Here is a 13,360-nt window from a genome sequence, read left to right on the forward strand (position 1 = left end):
ACGGACATGGCTGCCTTGCGAACTCCTGCGCCCGCTGTGTCCCTCTGCGCCGTGGTGCTGCTCGCGGGGCTGACGCTGGCCGGATGCAGCGTCAAGAGCCGCTCCGACGACGCGACGAGCCCCGCGCCGCAGGCGACGGCGGCCGTCAAGAAGGCGGCAGCCCAGCCCGGCGGGCGGACCGCGCCCGTCAAGGGCGACACCTTCGGCTGTCTGACACCCGAGCAGGCCGCGACGGATTCCGTCGTCTTCGCCAGCGCGACGGGATCGCCCACTGGCGGCTTTCTGACCGGAAGTGGCAATACCGGGATCGTTCTCGCCCATCAGCCGGGCGGGAACGTCTGTCAGTGGAAGGACAGGGCCGTCGAGCTCGGCAAGGCCGGCTTCCGGGTGCTCGCCGTCAACAGCACGACCGGTGACGAGGCCGCCGAGATCGAGGGCGCGGCCGCCACACTGCGCCGCGAGGGCGCCTGGAAGCTGCTCCTCATGGGCGCCTCCCAGGGCGGTACCGCCACCCTCCAGGCGGCCGCCCACATGGCGCTGAAGCCGGACGCGCTGGTCGCGCTGTCCGCGCCCGGGACATACGGCTCCATGGACGCGCGGACCGCCGCCAAGACGCTCCCTGTGCCGGTGCTCTACCTGGCCGGTGCCCGGGACGGCGGGTCCGTCACGGCCGCGCGCGAGCTGAGCGCGGCGAGCACGCGGGCGCCGGAGAACCGCCTGGTGACCGTCGAGGGCTCCGCTCAGCGCGGGGTGGGCCTGCTGACCGGCCCCGGCACCTGGGAGACCGTGGTCGCTTTTCTGAAGAAGTACTGCACCTGAGCGGTACGCGACGTGATCGCGCGGCGCACCAGGCTGTGTGACACCCGGCTGCGGCAGCGCGGCAGCGGGCTACACCGGGTCCAGGTCCGTCTCCTCGAACACCAGCAGGGTGCGCGTGGAGAGCACCTCCGGGATGGACTGGATCCGGGTGAGGACGAGTTCGCGCAAGGCCCTGTTGTCGGGCGTGTGCACCAGGAGCAGCACATCGAAGTCTCCGCTCACCAGGGCGATATGAGCGGCACCTGGCAGCTGTTTGAGCTGTTCGCGCACGGTGCGCCATGAGTTCTGAACGATTTTGAGCGTGATGTACGCAGCGGCGCCCTGCCCCGCCCTCTCGTGGTCCACGCGCGCGGTGAAGCCGCGGATCACGCTGTCCTCGACGAGCCGGTTGATCCTGGCGTAGGCGTTGGCACGCGAGACATGCACCCGCTCGGCCACGGACCGTATCGAGGCCCGGCCGTCCGCCTGGAGAATCCGCAGGATGTCGTGGTCGATCTCGTCCAGCGGGCGCGCCGGCACCGGCCGTGCGTCGCCGGTGGCCATTTGTTCAGCTGCCATGTCCCCCCGCCTTCCTGTTGTGGACGACCTGTTCCCATCTCAGGCTGTGGAGAACCGTTTGTCCACAGGCTGAAGGCGCCTGTAGCCAAAATGCGTCCACGACCGAACAATCGGTAGGTGAGGGGCGTCACAGTCGCGCCCCGTCCTGGATGTCCGCTCCGCACAAGGAGGTGCATTGGCATGACGGTCCAAGAGCTCCCCGGTGCCGCCGCATACCGGCCGGCCCCTCCACCCGCCTGGAGGCACCGCATCGACCCCGCCCCGCTGCTGCCGGACCCCGAGCCCTTCCGGGTCCTGGGCACGGGCGCCGAGCTCGACCGCGCGCTGATGCTGAAGCTGTACGCGGAGCTGGTGCGTGGCCGCCGCTACAACGCGCAGGCCACCGCCCTCACCAAGCAGGGCCGCCTCGCCGTGTACCCCTCCTCGACCGGGCAGGAGGCCTGCGAGGTCGCCGCGGCCCTCGCCCTGGAGGAGCGTGACTGGCTGTTCCCGAGCTACCGCGACACCCTCGCCGCCGTCGCCCGCGGCCTGGACCCCATGCAGGCCCTGACGCTGCTGCGCGGCGACTGGCACACCGGCTACGACCCGCGCGAGCACCGCATCGCACCGCTGTGCACCCCGCTCGCCACCCAGCTCCCGCACGCGGTGGGCCTCGCCCACGCGGCACGCCTCAAGGGCGACGACGTGGTGGCGCTCGCCCTGGTCGGCGACGGCGGCACCAGCGAGGGCGACTTCCACGAGGCGCTGAACTTCGCGGCCGTATGGCAGGCGCCGGTCGTCTTCCTGGTGCAGAACAACGGCTTCGCGATCTCCGTGCCGCTCGCCAAGCAGACCGCGGCCCCCTCTCTCGCCCACAAGGCCGTCGGCTACGGCATGCCGGGCCGCCTGGTCGACGGCAACGACGCGCCCGCCGTGCACCAGGTGCTCTCCGAGGCCGTCGCCCGGGCCCGGCGCGGCGGCGGCCCCACCCTGATCGAGGCGGTCACGTACCGGATGGAGGCGCACACCAACGCCGACGACGCGACGCGCTACCGGGGCTCGGCCGAGGTCGACGCCTGGCGTGAGCACGACCCGATCCGCATCCTGGAGGGCGAGCTCACGGCCCGCGGCATCCTCGACGAGGACGGCATCCGCGCCGCGGCCGAGGCCGCCGAGGCCATGGCCGCCGCCCTGCGCGAGCAGATGAACGCCGAGCCGGTCCTCGACCCCATGGATCTCTTCACCGAGGTGTACGCCGAGCAGAACGGCCAACTGCGCGAGCAGGCAGCCCAGTTGCGCGCCGAGCTGGAAGCAGAGGCCCGCTGATGGCCACCGTCACCGACCGCGCCAACGGCCGGCAGGCCGCGAAGAAACCGGCCACCATGGCGCAGGCGCTCCAGCGCGCGATGCGCGACGCCATGGCCGAGGACCCCACCGTGCATGTCCTCGGTGAGGACGTCGGCACTCTGGGCGGTGTCTTCCGGGTCACCGACGGGCTCGCCAAGGAGTTCGGCGAGGACCGCTGCACCGACACCCCGCTCGCCGAGGCCGGGATCCTCGGCACGGCCGTCGGCATGGCGATGTACGGGCTGCGTCCGGTCGTCGAGATGCAGTTCGACGCCTTCGCCTACCCCGCGTTCGAGCAGCTCATCAGCCACGTCTCCAAGATGCGCAACCGCACGCGCGGTGCGATGACGATGCCGCTGGTGGTGCGGGTGCCCTACGGCGGCGGCATCGGCGGCGTGGAGCACCACAGCGATTCCAGCGAGGCCTACTACATGGCCACGCCGGGCCTCCAGGTCGTCACGCCCTCCACCGTGGAGGACGCGTACGGGATGCTGCGGGCGGCCATCGCGTCGGACGACCCGGTGGTGTTCCTGGAGCCCAAGCGTCTGTACTGGTCGAAGTCCGACTGGTCCCCCGACGACCCGGCGCCGGTCGAGCCCATCGGCAAGGCCGTCGTGCGCCGTGCCGGAACGAGCGCCACGCTCATCACGTACGGGCCGTCGGTGCCGGTGTGTCTTGAGGCGGCCGAGGCGGCCCGCGAGGAGGGCTGGGACCTCGAAGTCGTCGACCTGCGCTCGCTGGTCCCGTTCGACGACGCGACGGTGTGCGCATCGGTGCGCCGCACCGGGCGCGCCGTCGTGGTCCACGAGTCGGCCGGTTTCGGCGGCCCCGGCGGCGAGATAGCGGCCCGGGTCACCGAACGCTGCTTCCACCATCTGGAGGCGCCGGTGCTGCGGGTCGCCGGGTTCGACATCCCGTATCCGCCGCCGATGCTGGAGAAGCACCATTTGCCCGGGGTGGACCGGGTGCTCGACGCGGTCGCGCGGCTGCAGTGGGAGGCGGGGCACTGATGCCGAAGGTGCTGGAGTTCAAGCTGCCCGACCTCGGTGAGGGGCTCACCGAGGCGGAGATCGTGCGCTGGCTCGTCGCGGTCGGCGACGTGGTGGCCGTGGACCAGCCCGTGGTCGAGGTGGAGACCGCCAAGGCGATGGTCGAGGTGCCCTGCCCCTACGGGGGAGTGGTCACCGCCCGCTTCGGCGAGGAGGGCGCCGAACTTCCGGTCGGCGCACCCCTGTTGACGGTGGCGGTCGGTCCCGCGCCGGCCGGGGGCGACGGAACGCGGGAGGCACAGGCGGGGGAGGCACACGTGGGGGAGGCCGCCGCGGACGCCGAATCCTCCGAGTACTCGGGCAATGTGCTCGTCGGCTACGGGACGGGGGCGGCCACCGCCCGCCGCCGCGGCCGGATCAGGCCCGCCACGCCGTTCGCGGCCCCGGCGCCCGTCGCGGCGGCCCCGGCTCGCGTCGAGGCCCCGGCCCCGGGTGGCGGCGGGGGAACGACCTTGAACTCGCCGAAGGTCGCGGCGTCCGCGCCTGCCGGGGCGACAGGCCCCGTGCCGGTCATCTCACCGCTCGTACGCCGTCTGGCCCGCGAACACGGCCTCGATCTGCGGGCGTTGCGTGGCACGGGGCCCGAGGGGCTGATTCTGCGCGCCGACGTGGAGTCGGCGATGAAGGCCCCGGCGTCCCCCTCGCCCGAGGCCTCCATCGCCCTCGCGGACGGCACCCCCGGGGCCGCCGCCTCCCAGCGCGGCACCTCCTCTGCCGGCGGCGAGCGAATCGCGTTGCGTGGCATCCGGGGAGCGGTCGCCGACAAGCTCAGCCGCAGCCGCACCGAAATCCCGGACGCCACCTGCTGGGTGGACGCCGACGCGACCGAGCTGATGGCGGCGCGCGCCGCCATGAACGCGGCGGGCGGTCCCAAGGTGTCCGTACTCGCGCTGCTCGCCCGGATCTGCACGGCGGCGCTCGCGCGGTACCCCGAGCTCAACTCGACGGTCGACCTCGCGGCCCGCGAGATCGTGCGGCTGCCCGAGGTGCACCTGGGCTTCGCCGCGCAGACCGAGCGCGGCCTGGTCGTGCCGGTCGTCCGCGACGCCCACACCCGCAGCGTCGACTCGCTCGGCGCCGAACTCGCCCGGCTCACCGAGGCGTCCCGCACGGGCACCCTGACCCCGGGCGAGCTGACCGGCGGCACCTTCACCCTCAACAACTACGGGGTGTTCGGGGTCGACGGATCCACGCCGATCATCAACCATCCCGAGGCCGCGATGCTGGGCGTCGGCCGCATCATCCCCAAGCCGTGGGTGTACGAGGGTGAGCTGGCCGTCCGCCAGGTCGTTCAGCTCTCCCTCACCTTCGACCACCGGGTGTGCGACGGCGGCACTGCGGGCGGCTTCCTGCGCTACGTCGCGGACTGCGTGGAACACCCGGCGGTGCTCCTGCGCTCCTTGTGACCAACGTCCGCGTCGACTCGGGACGTTCACGGGGGTAGCGGTGATCGACCGGCGGCCCATACTCGGGAGATGACCGCGTATGACGCCGCAGGGCCCGCGCAGAACTCCAGCGGACCCGCGCAGGACGCCCCAAGACCCGCGCCGGACTCCGCAGAACCCGAGAAGGACTTCACGGGACCCGAGCAGGTCTCCGCAGGACCCGCGCAGGACTTCACGGGACCCGAGCAGGACTTCACGGGACCCGAGCAGGGTCAGGCAGAACCCGAGCGGGGCCCGGCAGAACCCGGGCAGGGCACCGCAGACACGGCCTACGACGCCGTGGTGCTCGCCGGGGGCGCCGCCAAACGGCTCCGCGGCGCCGACAAACCGGGGCTCAGTGTGGGCGGCCGGGCTCTGCTCGACCGGGTGCTCTCCGCCTGCCCCGACGCCGCCACCACCGTCGTGGTCGGCGGCCGGCGCGCCACCGCGCGGCCGGTGACCTGGGCCCGTGAAGAGCCGGCCGGGGGCGGCCCGCTGGCCGCACTCGACGCCGGCGTACGGCACACAGCGGCCGGGAGCGTGCTCGTGCTCTCGGCCGATCTGCCGTTCCTCGGCGCGCCGACCGTCGCGGCGCTCCTCGCCGAGGTGCGCCGCACCGGCCGCGACGGCGCGCTCTGCACCGACGCCGACGGCCGCGACCAGCCGCTGGTCGCCGTCTACCGCGCCGAACCGCTCCGCCGCGGACTGGCGGCGATCGCCGCCGAGCACGGCTCGCTCACCGGCCTCCCGCTACGGCGGCTCACCCGCCGACTCGACCTCACCCGTATCAGCGCGGACCCCCTAGCCTCGTTCGACTGCGACACCTGGGAGGACCTCGCCGCCGCGCGCGCCAGGATCAGGGACCATGGGGGCGTGCTGGACGAATGGATCACCGCAGTCAAGGACGAACTCGGCATCGAACTGGACGTCGACACCGGCGTCCTGCTCGACCTGGCCAGGGACGCCGCCCACGGCGTGGCCCGGCCCGCCGCCCCCCTCACCACCTTCCTGGTGGGTTACGCGGCCGCGAAGGCCGGAGGCGAAGGCAAGGACGTGGTGGACGCGGCACGCAAGGCGGCCGCGCTCGCCAACCGCTGGGCTGCCGAGGCCGGAGCCGCCGACAACCCGAAGAACGACGCCGGATGACCGCCCGGAGCCCGGCGGCGGACGACGGATCCGACGAGGCCCTCGCCCTGCTGCGCGACACCGGGCCCACCGCCCCGCGGCGCGGAACCGGGCCCGCCGGCCAGGACCGGGCCGAGCCCCCGGCGCCCGGCGCGACCGCCGCGCCCCACCGCCGCGCCTCCTCCTGGGGCGACGCACGGGCCGTCGCGGCTCGGACCGGCCGTTCCGCGCCGCCGCGCGCTCATCGCGTTCCGCTGGACCAGGCACTGGGTGAGACCCTCACCGAGCCGCTCGCCGCCCTCACGGACCTGCCGTCCTTCGACACCTCCGCCATGGACGGCTGGGCCGTCGCGGGGCCGGGCCCCTGGGCCGTGCAGGACGGCGGCGTCCTCGCCGGGCACGCCGCGCCCGGCCCGCTCGCCGACGGCGAAGGCGTACGCATCGCCACCGGCGCCCGCACCCCGGCGGGCGCCACCGCGGTGATCCGCAGCGAACACGCCCGCTTCGACGAGGCACGCAGCCTGCTCCAGGCCGACCGTGTGGTGCTGCACGGCCAGGACATCCGCCCACGCGGCCAGGAGTGCCGCTCGGGAGACGTGCTGCTGCCCGCCACCGCGCTGGTCACCCCGGCCGTGCTCGGCCTGGCCGCGGCGGCAGGCTACGACGAACTGGCCACCGTGCCGAGGCCACGCGTCGAGGTGCTCGTGCTGGGCGACGAGCTGCTCACCCAGGGCCTCCCCCACGACGGCCTCATCCGCGACGCACTGGGCCCGATGCTCGGGTTCTGGCTCCGTGCGCTGGGTGCGGACGTCATCGCGACCCGCCGGCTGAAGGACGACGCTGGCGCGCTGCTCGCCGCGGTCACCGGCTCATCGGCCGACCTCGTCATCACGACGGGCGGCACCGCGTCCGGACCGGTCGACCATGTCCACCCCGTGCTGCACAAGGCGGGTGCCGAGCTTCTCGTCGACGGGGTGGCCGTGCGGCCCGGACACCCCATGCTGCTCGCGCAGATCGGCGTGGGCAAACACCTGGTCGGGCTGCCCGGCAATCCACTCGCCGCGGTCTCCGGGCTCCTCACCCTGGCCGAGCCGTTGCTGCGTGAACTCGCGCACCGGCCACGGCCGGTGGCGTACACCGCGCCCCTCCGCAACGAGGTGCAGGGACATCCGCACGACACCCGGCTCGTTCCGGTGGTGCACCGCGCGGAATGGGTGCTGCCACTGCACTACAACGGGCCGGCCATGCTGCGCGGAGTCGCGGCGGCCGACGGTCTGGCAGTGGTGCCGCCCGGCGGCGCGCGGGCCGGCCAAGAGGTCGAGATCCTGGATCTGCCGTGGGCCCACACCGGTTCCGGCGATGGATGTTTCACGTGAAACTGCCCGGCCACGACGCGATGGCACGGCAGGCGGGCGAACACCTCATCACCCGGCGGGTGCAGCTGCCCCGCCGGGTCGTCGACCGGCCCCTGCGCCAGGTCGCGAAACGGCTGCTCATGGCGCTCGCCGTGCTGGCCCTGACCACGCTCATCGTCTGGATCGACCGCGGCGGCTACCACGACAACGCCAACGGCAAGGTCGACTTCCTCGACGCCGTCTACTACGCCACCGTCACCCTCTCCACGACGGGCTACGGCGACATCGTTCCGTACAGCGACAGTGCGCGGCTGACCAACATCTTGCTGGTCACGCCCCTGCGCGTGCTGTTCCTGATCATCCTCGTCGGAACCACTCTCGAAGTTCTCACCGAACGGACCCGCGAGGAGTGGCGGCTCAACCGCTGGAAGGCCCAATTGCGAGAGCACACCGTCGTCATCGGCTTCGGGACGAAGGGCCGTTCGGCGATCCAGACCCTGTGCGCGAGGGGCCTGAAGAAGGATCAGGTCGTCGTCGTCGACCCGAGCGCGAAAGTGATCGAGGCCGCCAACACCGAAGGGTTCGCCGGAGTCCTCGGCGACGCAACCCGAAGCGACGTGCTGTTGCGCGCCGAGTTGCAGAGGGCGCGCCAGATCGTCATCGCCACCCAGCGCGACGACACCGCGGTCCTTGTCACGCTGACGGCCCGCCAGCTCAACCGTGGCGCCAAGATCGTCGCAGCGGTACGCGAGGAGGAGAACGCGCCGCTCCTGCGCCAGTCCGGCGCGGACGCCGTCATCACCAGCGCCAGCGCCGCCGGCCGTCTCCTCGGCCTGTCCGTGCTCAGCCCGAGCGCCGGCACCGTGATGGAGGACCTGATCCAGCAGGGCAGCGGGCTCGACATGGTGGAGCGGCCCGTGCGCAAGAGCGAGGTCGGGCGTGGGGTGCGGGAGACCGAAGACCTGGTGGTGAGCGTGGTGCGCGGGCACCGGCTGCTGGCGTACGACGACGCCAGGGCGAGCCCGCTCCAGCTGACGGACCGGCTCATCACGATCGTACGAGCCGGTGGCGCGCCGGTGGAGGGCCGGCCGGAGTAGCGTCGCAGGCATGTATGCGATCACGATTCCTGAGCCGGGCGGTCCCGAGGCGCTGGTCTGGGCCGAGGTCCCCGATCCCGTACCGGGCGAGGGCGAGGTCCTCGTCGAGGTGGCCGCGGCCGCCGTCAACCGTGCCGATGTGCTTCAGCGGCAGGGCTTCTACAATCCGCCCGCCGGCGCGTCCCCCTACCCGGGCCTGGAGTGTTCCGGGCGGATCGCCGCGCTGGGGCCCGGCGTGTCCGGGTGGAGCGTCGGCGACGAGGTGTGTGCGCTGCTGAGCGGCGGCGGCTATGCCCAGCGGGTGGCCGTACCGACCGGACAGCTGCTGCCCGTTCCCGAGGGTGTGGGGCTGGTCGAGGCGGCGGCGCTGCCGGAGGTCGTCTGCACCGTATGGTCCAACGTCTTCATGGTGTCCCACCTGCGTCCCGGCGAGACGCTCCTCGTGCACGGCGGTTCGAGCGGAATCGGCACGATGGCGATCCAGCTCGGCAAGGCGATCGGGGCCAAGGTCGCGGTTACGGCGGGCGGCCGGGCCAAGCTGGAGCGCTGTGCGGAGCTGGGCGCCGACATCCTGATCGACTACCGCGAGCAGGACTTCGTGGACGAGGTGTTGAAGGCCACCGACGGGATCGGTGCCGATGTCATCCTCGACATCATGGGCGCGAAGTACCTGGAGCGGAACGTACGGGCGCTGGCCGTCAACGGACGGCTCGCGGTGATCGGGCTTCAGGGCGGCGCCAAGGGCGAGCTGAACCTGGGCGCGCTGCTCACCAAGCGGGCAGCGGTCACCGCCACCTCGCTGCGAGGCCGGCCCGCGTCGGAGAAGGCGGCGATCGTGGCGGCCGTGCGGGAACACGTGTGGCCGCTCATCGCCGGAGGCGGCGTACGGCCCGTGGTGGACCGGACGGTGCCGCTGGCGGACGCGTCCGAGGGCCACCGGGTGCTCGAATCCTCGCAGCACATCGGAAAGATCCTGCTGACGGCCTGACGCACAAGAAGGCACGCACGAAGGCGCACCGCCGTAGGCGCAGGACAGAAGACGCGCAAGGTGGCGCAACAGCGGGCGCGCGAGAAGACCCAGAACGGAAGATCCGCAACAGAAGACGCGTACCAGAACGGAAGATCCGCAATAGAAAATGCGTAAAAGGGGGGCGCTGAAAGGCGCCCCCCTTACTTCTGACGGATGCCCGGACTACAGGTACGGGCCCGAGCGGGCGCCCGCGTGCGGGCCGCCCTCGTCGTCCTCGTCGTGCGACACACCGGGCGGCAGCGCGCGGCGCATCTGCTCCAACTGGGCGCGCGCCGCCATCTGCTGGGCGAACAGCGCCGTCTGGATGCCGTGGAAGAGCCCTTCGAGCCAGCCCACCAACTGGGCCTGCGCGATGCGCAGTTCGGCCTCGGAGGGAATCGCCTCCTCGGTGAAGGGAAGGGAGAGCCGCTCCAGTTCTTCGACCAGCTCCGGCGCCAGGCCGTCTTCCAGTTCCTTCACGGACGAGGCGTGAATGTTCTTCAGGCGTACGCGGCTCGCCTCGTCGAGAGGAGCCGCGCGGACTTCCTCGAGGAGCTGCTTGATCATGCTGCCGATCCGCATGACCTTCGCGGGCTGTTCGACCATCTCCGTCACCGGGACCTCGCGGGACTCGTCGTCTCCACCGCCGATGGCCATGCCGTCCTGGCCTACGACCAGGATGTGGGGGCTCTCCGGCGACTTATCGTTCCTCGGCATCTCCATGCCGCCCATTCTCTCGCACACGTGCCTCACATCCCGTTGTGCCCCCGGGAAGCGGTGATCCACCGCCTGGGGGCCTCGATTCCGGCCGAACGGGCCGTGTTTCACGTGAAACGCGGCCCGTTCCACCTGCCGTGAGAGACAGGCGGGGCCGTGGCTTTCGTGTCGGGCCGCGCAGTTCGGTGTCAGGGCCGCCGGAGCCGCAGTGCCAGGAAACCGAGTCCCAGCCCGGTCAGCGCCAGGCCCGCTCCCAGGGAGAGGACGTGGTAGCGCAGATCGGATTCGGTGGCGCCGGCCTGCGGCGACTGATGGTGGCGGGGCTGTGTGCGTGGCGGCGCGCCCGTGGCGGCGGGCGTTGGCGGTGGCGCCGGCTGCGAGGGTTGCGGGGCCGGGCTCCCCGCGGGTGCCTGCGGGTCCGTCTGCGGGAGAACCGGGGCCAGGTCCTCGGAGGCGTCGGAGACGGCGGGGTACTGGGTGTCGACGCGGCCCGGCCGTATCCGGCCGACGCCGGCCCGGCTGCCCGCGAGATGTTGGTCGCCGTCGGCCGTCCGGGACGGGGACGCCTCCGAGGGCGAGGGCGACGGCGAAGGGCGAGTGGTGCCGGACGGGGTCGCGGACGCGCTGGGCGTCGGGTCGCCGACGGCGACCGCGAGGGGCAGGGGCGTCAGAAGCAGCACTCCTGTCAGTGAAACGGCCGCGGTGAGCGACCGGACCCCTGGAGCCATGGCGGGCCCCTTCCCGTACGGATGCGCAGGATCGCCTGAGGTGGCCGAATCAGCGTCACACGGGGCGAGTTGCGCGGCATCCCGGGAACCACCCGGCCTGCGCCGAATGGGCCGGGCAACGCGGCCCGCTGCCGTTCCCGCTCCCGCCGTCCCGCTCCCGCCGTCCCGCTCCCGCCGTCCCGCTCCCGCCGTCCCGCTCCCGCCGTCCCGCTCCCGCCGTCCCGCTCCCCCCCTTCCCGCCCGGAAAGACTGTCGCCCGGTGCGTGCAGGGGCGTCGACGGACGAAGGCCCCGCACCAGGGGTGCAGGGCCTTCGTCCGTATCACGGGTGCGCCTACTGCCCGGGCGGGTTGCCCGACGAGATCTGCAGCGTGAACTGTGCGTTCTTCTTGTCCACATCGACGCCGGCCGCGGGGAACTGGGTGACCACCACGTCCTCGCCCCACTGGCCGTTGTCGACGGTCTCGGTGTTGACCTTCCAGCCGGCGGCCTGGATGCAGGACTTCACCGACAGGATGTCCTTGTACGAGAAGTCGGGCGCCTGGACCTTGCCCGGGTCGAGGGTGGAGGTCTGCGGCGACGTGCACTTCTCGGTGTCCATCTTGCGGTCGCGCTCCGGGCCCTTGTGGCCGGCCGCCGCCGAGGTGCTGGCCTTGGCGTCGCCGCCTTGGTTCGCGTCACCCTTGTTGAGGGTCAGCGCCGTGATCAGACCGCCGACCGCCAGGAGGGCCACCGCCACGGCGCCCACGATCACCCCGGTGTTCCGCTTGGCCCCGCCGGATGCCGGCGGCGGGGTCTGGGCCGGGGACATCGAGTACGGCGGCGGGGTGTGGGGCGCCATCGGGGCGTGCTGCTGCGGGTAGCCGTAGGAAGGCTGGGGCATCGGGGTCGGCGCCGGGGTCGGCGGACCGTAGGGGCCCGGCTGGTACGGCGTCTGCACGACGCCCTGGGGGCCGGGTGCGGCCGCCGAGTCGAGGGGCGGGAAGACCGTGGCGCCGACGCCCGTGCCGCTGACCGGCGGGGCGCCGCCGGTGATGACCGGGGCCGCGCCCATCTGGCCCGCGGAGGCGATCCGGTGGATCTCGTCGTGCATGGCCTGGGCGCTGGGGAAGCGCTCGTTCGGGTTCTTCTGCAGGGCGCGGGCCACCAGCGCGTCCACGGCCGGGGTGATCGACCGGTTGACGGAGGACGGGGCGACCGGCTCCTCCTGGACGTGTGCGTACGCGATCGCCAGCGGCGAGTCCGCGTCGAAGGGGATGCGTCCCGTCAGGAGCTGGAAGAGCATGATGCCGACCGAGTACAGGTCGGAGCGGGCGTCCACACCGCGGCCGAGGGCCTGCTCGGGCGAAAGGTACTGGGGGGTGCCGACGACCATGCCGGTCTGGGTCATGGAGGTGACGCCGGACTGCATGGCGCGGGCGATGCCGAAGTCCATCACCTTGACGATGCCGCGCTTGGTCATCATCACGTTGCCCGGCTTGATGTCCCGGTGGACCAGGCCCATCTCGTGGCTGACCTCCAGGGCGGCCAGCACGTCGGCGGTCACCTTGAGGGCCTTGTCGGCGGGCATCGCGCCGTGCTGATGGATGTCGCGCTGCAGCGTCGAGCCGAGCGGCTCGCCCTCCACGTACTCCATGACGATGTACGGCATCACGCCGTCGCCGCCCGGGGCGCCGTTGAACAGCACCGTGTCCTCGCCCGTGTCGAAGACGGAGACGATGTTGGTGTGCTGCAGCTTGGCGACCGCCTGCGCCTCACGGCGGAACCGCTCGCGGAAGGACTGCTCCCGGCCGAGTTCGGTGTGCAGGGTCTTGATGGCGACCTGGCGGTCGAGGGCGGAGTCGTACGCGAGGTACACCGACGCCATTCCGCCCTCGCCGAGGAGGTCGCGCAGCTGGTAGCGCCCGCCCGCGATGGAACCGCCCGCATAGCGGCCGTGTGCGCCGTCCTGGCTCATGACTGTGCATCCCCCTTGGCCCGGCGGCCAGTGATGATCCTCGATTTTTCAGGCCAAGTCTGCCCGAGGGGTGGGTCACGTCAAGCCGGGTGCCCGTTCCGTGACCGTACGCACGGGAAGAGACTCGCAAGCGTTACAGGAATGGCATGGAAACCGTACGAGATATGCATGGGTGCACGCGGAACCGATGGGATGGC

At 72.4% G+C, this 13,360-nt stretch carries 12 protein-coding genes; 8 read left to right on the forward strand and 4 right to left on the reverse strand.

The features are described from left to right. The first annotated feature begins 6 nt into the window (after positions 1-6). The gene (locus AB0D31_RS15700) at positions 7-819 is read left to right on the forward strand and encodes an alpha/beta hydrolase (protein WP_362722449.1); all 813 of its coding nucleotides are present in this window, start codon (positions 7-9) and stop codon (positions 817-819) included. 69 nt (positions 820-888) lie between these two features. On the opposite strand, the gene AB0D31_RS15705 is transcribed toward AB0D31_RS15700, so the two are convergent. Further along, entirely contained in the window at positions 889-1,377 is a 489-nt protein-coding gene (locus AB0D31_RS15705; protein WP_362722452.1) for an Lrp/AsnC family transcriptional regulator, read from the reverse strand. Positions 1,378-1,557: 180 nt separating this feature from the next. On the opposite strand from AB0D31_RS15705, the gene pdhA reads away from it, so the two are divergent. The 7 genes from pdhA (at position 1,558) to AB0D31_RS15740 (ending at position 9,741) form a co-directional block, all read left to right on the forward strand. Further along, positions 1,558-2,682, forward strand: a complete 1,125-nt coding sequence (pdhA, locus tag AB0D31_RS15710; protein ID WP_362722455.1) for a pyruvate dehydrogenase (acetyl-transferring) E1 component subunit alpha — start codon at positions 1,558-1,560, stop codon at positions 2,680-2,682. After that, positions 2,682-3,713 carry an alpha-ketoacid dehydrogenase subunit beta gene (locus tag AB0D31_RS15715; protein WP_362722457.1) on the forward strand — a complete coding sequence of 344 codons (1,032 nt, stop codon included), beginning with the start codon at positions 2,682-2,684 and terminating at the stop codon, positions 3,711-3,713. The genes pdhA and AB0D31_RS15715 overlap by 1 nt, the downstream gene beginning before the upstream one ends. After that, positions 3,713-5,158 carry a dihydrolipoamide acetyltransferase family protein gene (locus tag AB0D31_RS15720; RefSeq protein WP_362722460.1) on the forward strand — a complete coding sequence of 482 codons (1,446 nt, stop codon included), beginning with the start codon at positions 3,713-3,715 and terminating at the stop codon, positions 5,156-5,158. The genes AB0D31_RS15715 and AB0D31_RS15720 overlap by 1 nt, the downstream gene beginning before the upstream one ends. Positions 5,159-5,476: 318 nt before the next feature. Next, complete coding sequence (locus tag AB0D31_RS15725; RefSeq protein ID WP_362722663.1) at positions 5,477-6,322, forward strand: NTP transferase domain-containing protein; 846 nt, start codon at positions 5,477-5,479, stop codon at positions 6,320-6,322. After that, positions 6,319-7,677, forward strand: a complete 1,359-nt coding sequence (locus tag AB0D31_RS15730; protein ID WP_362722463.1) for a molybdopterin molybdotransferase MoeA — start codon at positions 6,319-6,321, stop codon at positions 7,675-7,677. Before AB0D31_RS15725 ends, AB0D31_RS15730 begins: the two co-directional genes overlap by 4 nt. Beyond that, a complete protein-coding gene (locus AB0D31_RS15735; protein WP_362722466.1) occupies positions 7,665-8,753 on the forward strand; it encodes a potassium channel family protein in 1,089 nt (362 codons plus the stop codon). The genes AB0D31_RS15730 and AB0D31_RS15735 overlap by 13 nt, the downstream gene beginning before the upstream one ends. Positions 8,754-8,763: 10 nt before the next feature. Further along, the gene (locus AB0D31_RS15740) at positions 8,764-9,741 is read left to right on the forward strand and encodes an NAD(P)H-quinone oxidoreductase (protein WP_362722468.1); all 978 of its coding nucleotides are present in this window, start codon (positions 8,764-8,766) and stop codon (positions 9,739-9,741) included. 204 nt (positions 9,742-9,945) lie between these two features. Here AB0D31_RS15740 and AB0D31_RS15745 read toward each other — a convergent pair whose 3' ends face one another. The 3 genes from AB0D31_RS15745 to AB0D31_RS15755 all read right to left on the reverse strand — a co-directional run bounded on the left by AB0D31_RS15745 (position 9,946) and on the right by AB0D31_RS15755 (position 13,163). Further along, the gene (locus tag AB0D31_RS15745) at positions 9,946-10,485 is read right to left on the reverse strand and encodes a bacterial proteasome activator family protein (protein WP_362722471.1); all 540 of its coding nucleotides are present in this window, start codon (positions 10,483-10,485) and stop codon (positions 9,946-9,948) included. A gap of 182 nt (positions 10,486-10,667) precedes the next feature. After that, on the reverse strand, positions 10,668-11,207 hold the full coding sequence (locus AB0D31_RS15750; protein WP_362722473.1) for a hypothetical protein: 540 nt from the start codon (positions 11,205-11,207) through the stop codon (positions 10,668-10,670). Between the two features lie 333 nt (positions 11,208-11,540). After that, on the reverse strand, positions 11,541-13,163 hold the full coding sequence (locus AB0D31_RS15755; RefSeq protein WP_362722475.1) for a protein kinase: 1,623 nt from the start codon (positions 13,161-13,163) through the stop codon (positions 11,541-11,543). Between the last annotated feature and the right edge of the window lie 197 nt (positions 13,164-13,360).

Origin of the sequence: Streptomyces sp. NPDC048361, from assembly GCF_040651795.1 — a bacterium.
In the GTDB taxonomy this organism is placed as follows: Bacteria; Actinomycetota; Actinomycetes; order Streptomycetales; family Streptomycetaceae; genus Streptomyces.

Bases quoted from the DNA above. Each gene is read 5' to 3' on its own strand.
- AB0D31_RS15700 (WP_362722449.1), top strand. From the start codon at position 7: ATGGCTGCCTTGCGAACTCCTGCGCCCGCTGTGTCCCTCTGCGCCGTG.
- AB0D31_RS15705 (WP_362722452.1), bottom strand. From the start codon at position 1,377: ATGGCAGCTGAACAAATGGCCACCGGCGACGCACGGCCGGTGCCGGCG.
- pdhA (WP_362722455.1), top strand. From the start codon at position 1,558: ATGACGGTCCAAGAGCTCCCCGGTGCCGCCGCATACCGGCCGGCCCCT.
- AB0D31_RS15715 (WP_362722457.1), top strand. From the start codon at position 2,682: ATGGCCACCGTCACCGACCGCGCCAACGGCCGGCAGGCCGCGAAGAAA.
- AB0D31_RS15720 (WP_362722460.1), top strand. From the start codon at position 3,713: ATGCCGAAGGTGCTGGAGTTCAAGCTGCCCGACCTCGGTGAGGGGCTC.
- AB0D31_RS15730 (WP_362722463.1), top strand. From the start codon at position 6,319: ATGACCGCCCGGAGCCCGGCGGCGGACGACGGATCCGACGAGGCCCTC.
- AB0D31_RS15735 (WP_362722466.1), top strand. From the start codon at position 7,665: ATGTTTCACGTGAAACTGCCCGGCCACGACGCGATGGCACGGCAGGCG.
- AB0D31_RS15740 (WP_362722468.1), top strand. From the start codon at position 8,764: ATGTATGCGATCACGATTCCTGAGCCGGGCGGTCCCGAGGCGCTGGTC.
- AB0D31_RS15745 (WP_362722471.1), bottom strand. From the start codon at position 10,485: ATGGAGATGCCGAGGAACGATAAGTCGCCGGAGAGCCCCCACATCCTG.
- AB0D31_RS15750 (WP_362722473.1), bottom strand. From the start codon at position 11,207: ATGGCTCCAGGGGTCCGGTCGCTCACCGCGGCCGTTTCACTGACAGGA.
- AB0D31_RS15755 (WP_362722475.1), bottom strand. From the start codon at position 13,163: ATGAGCCAGGACGGCGCACACGGCCGCTATGCGGGCGGTTCCATCGCG.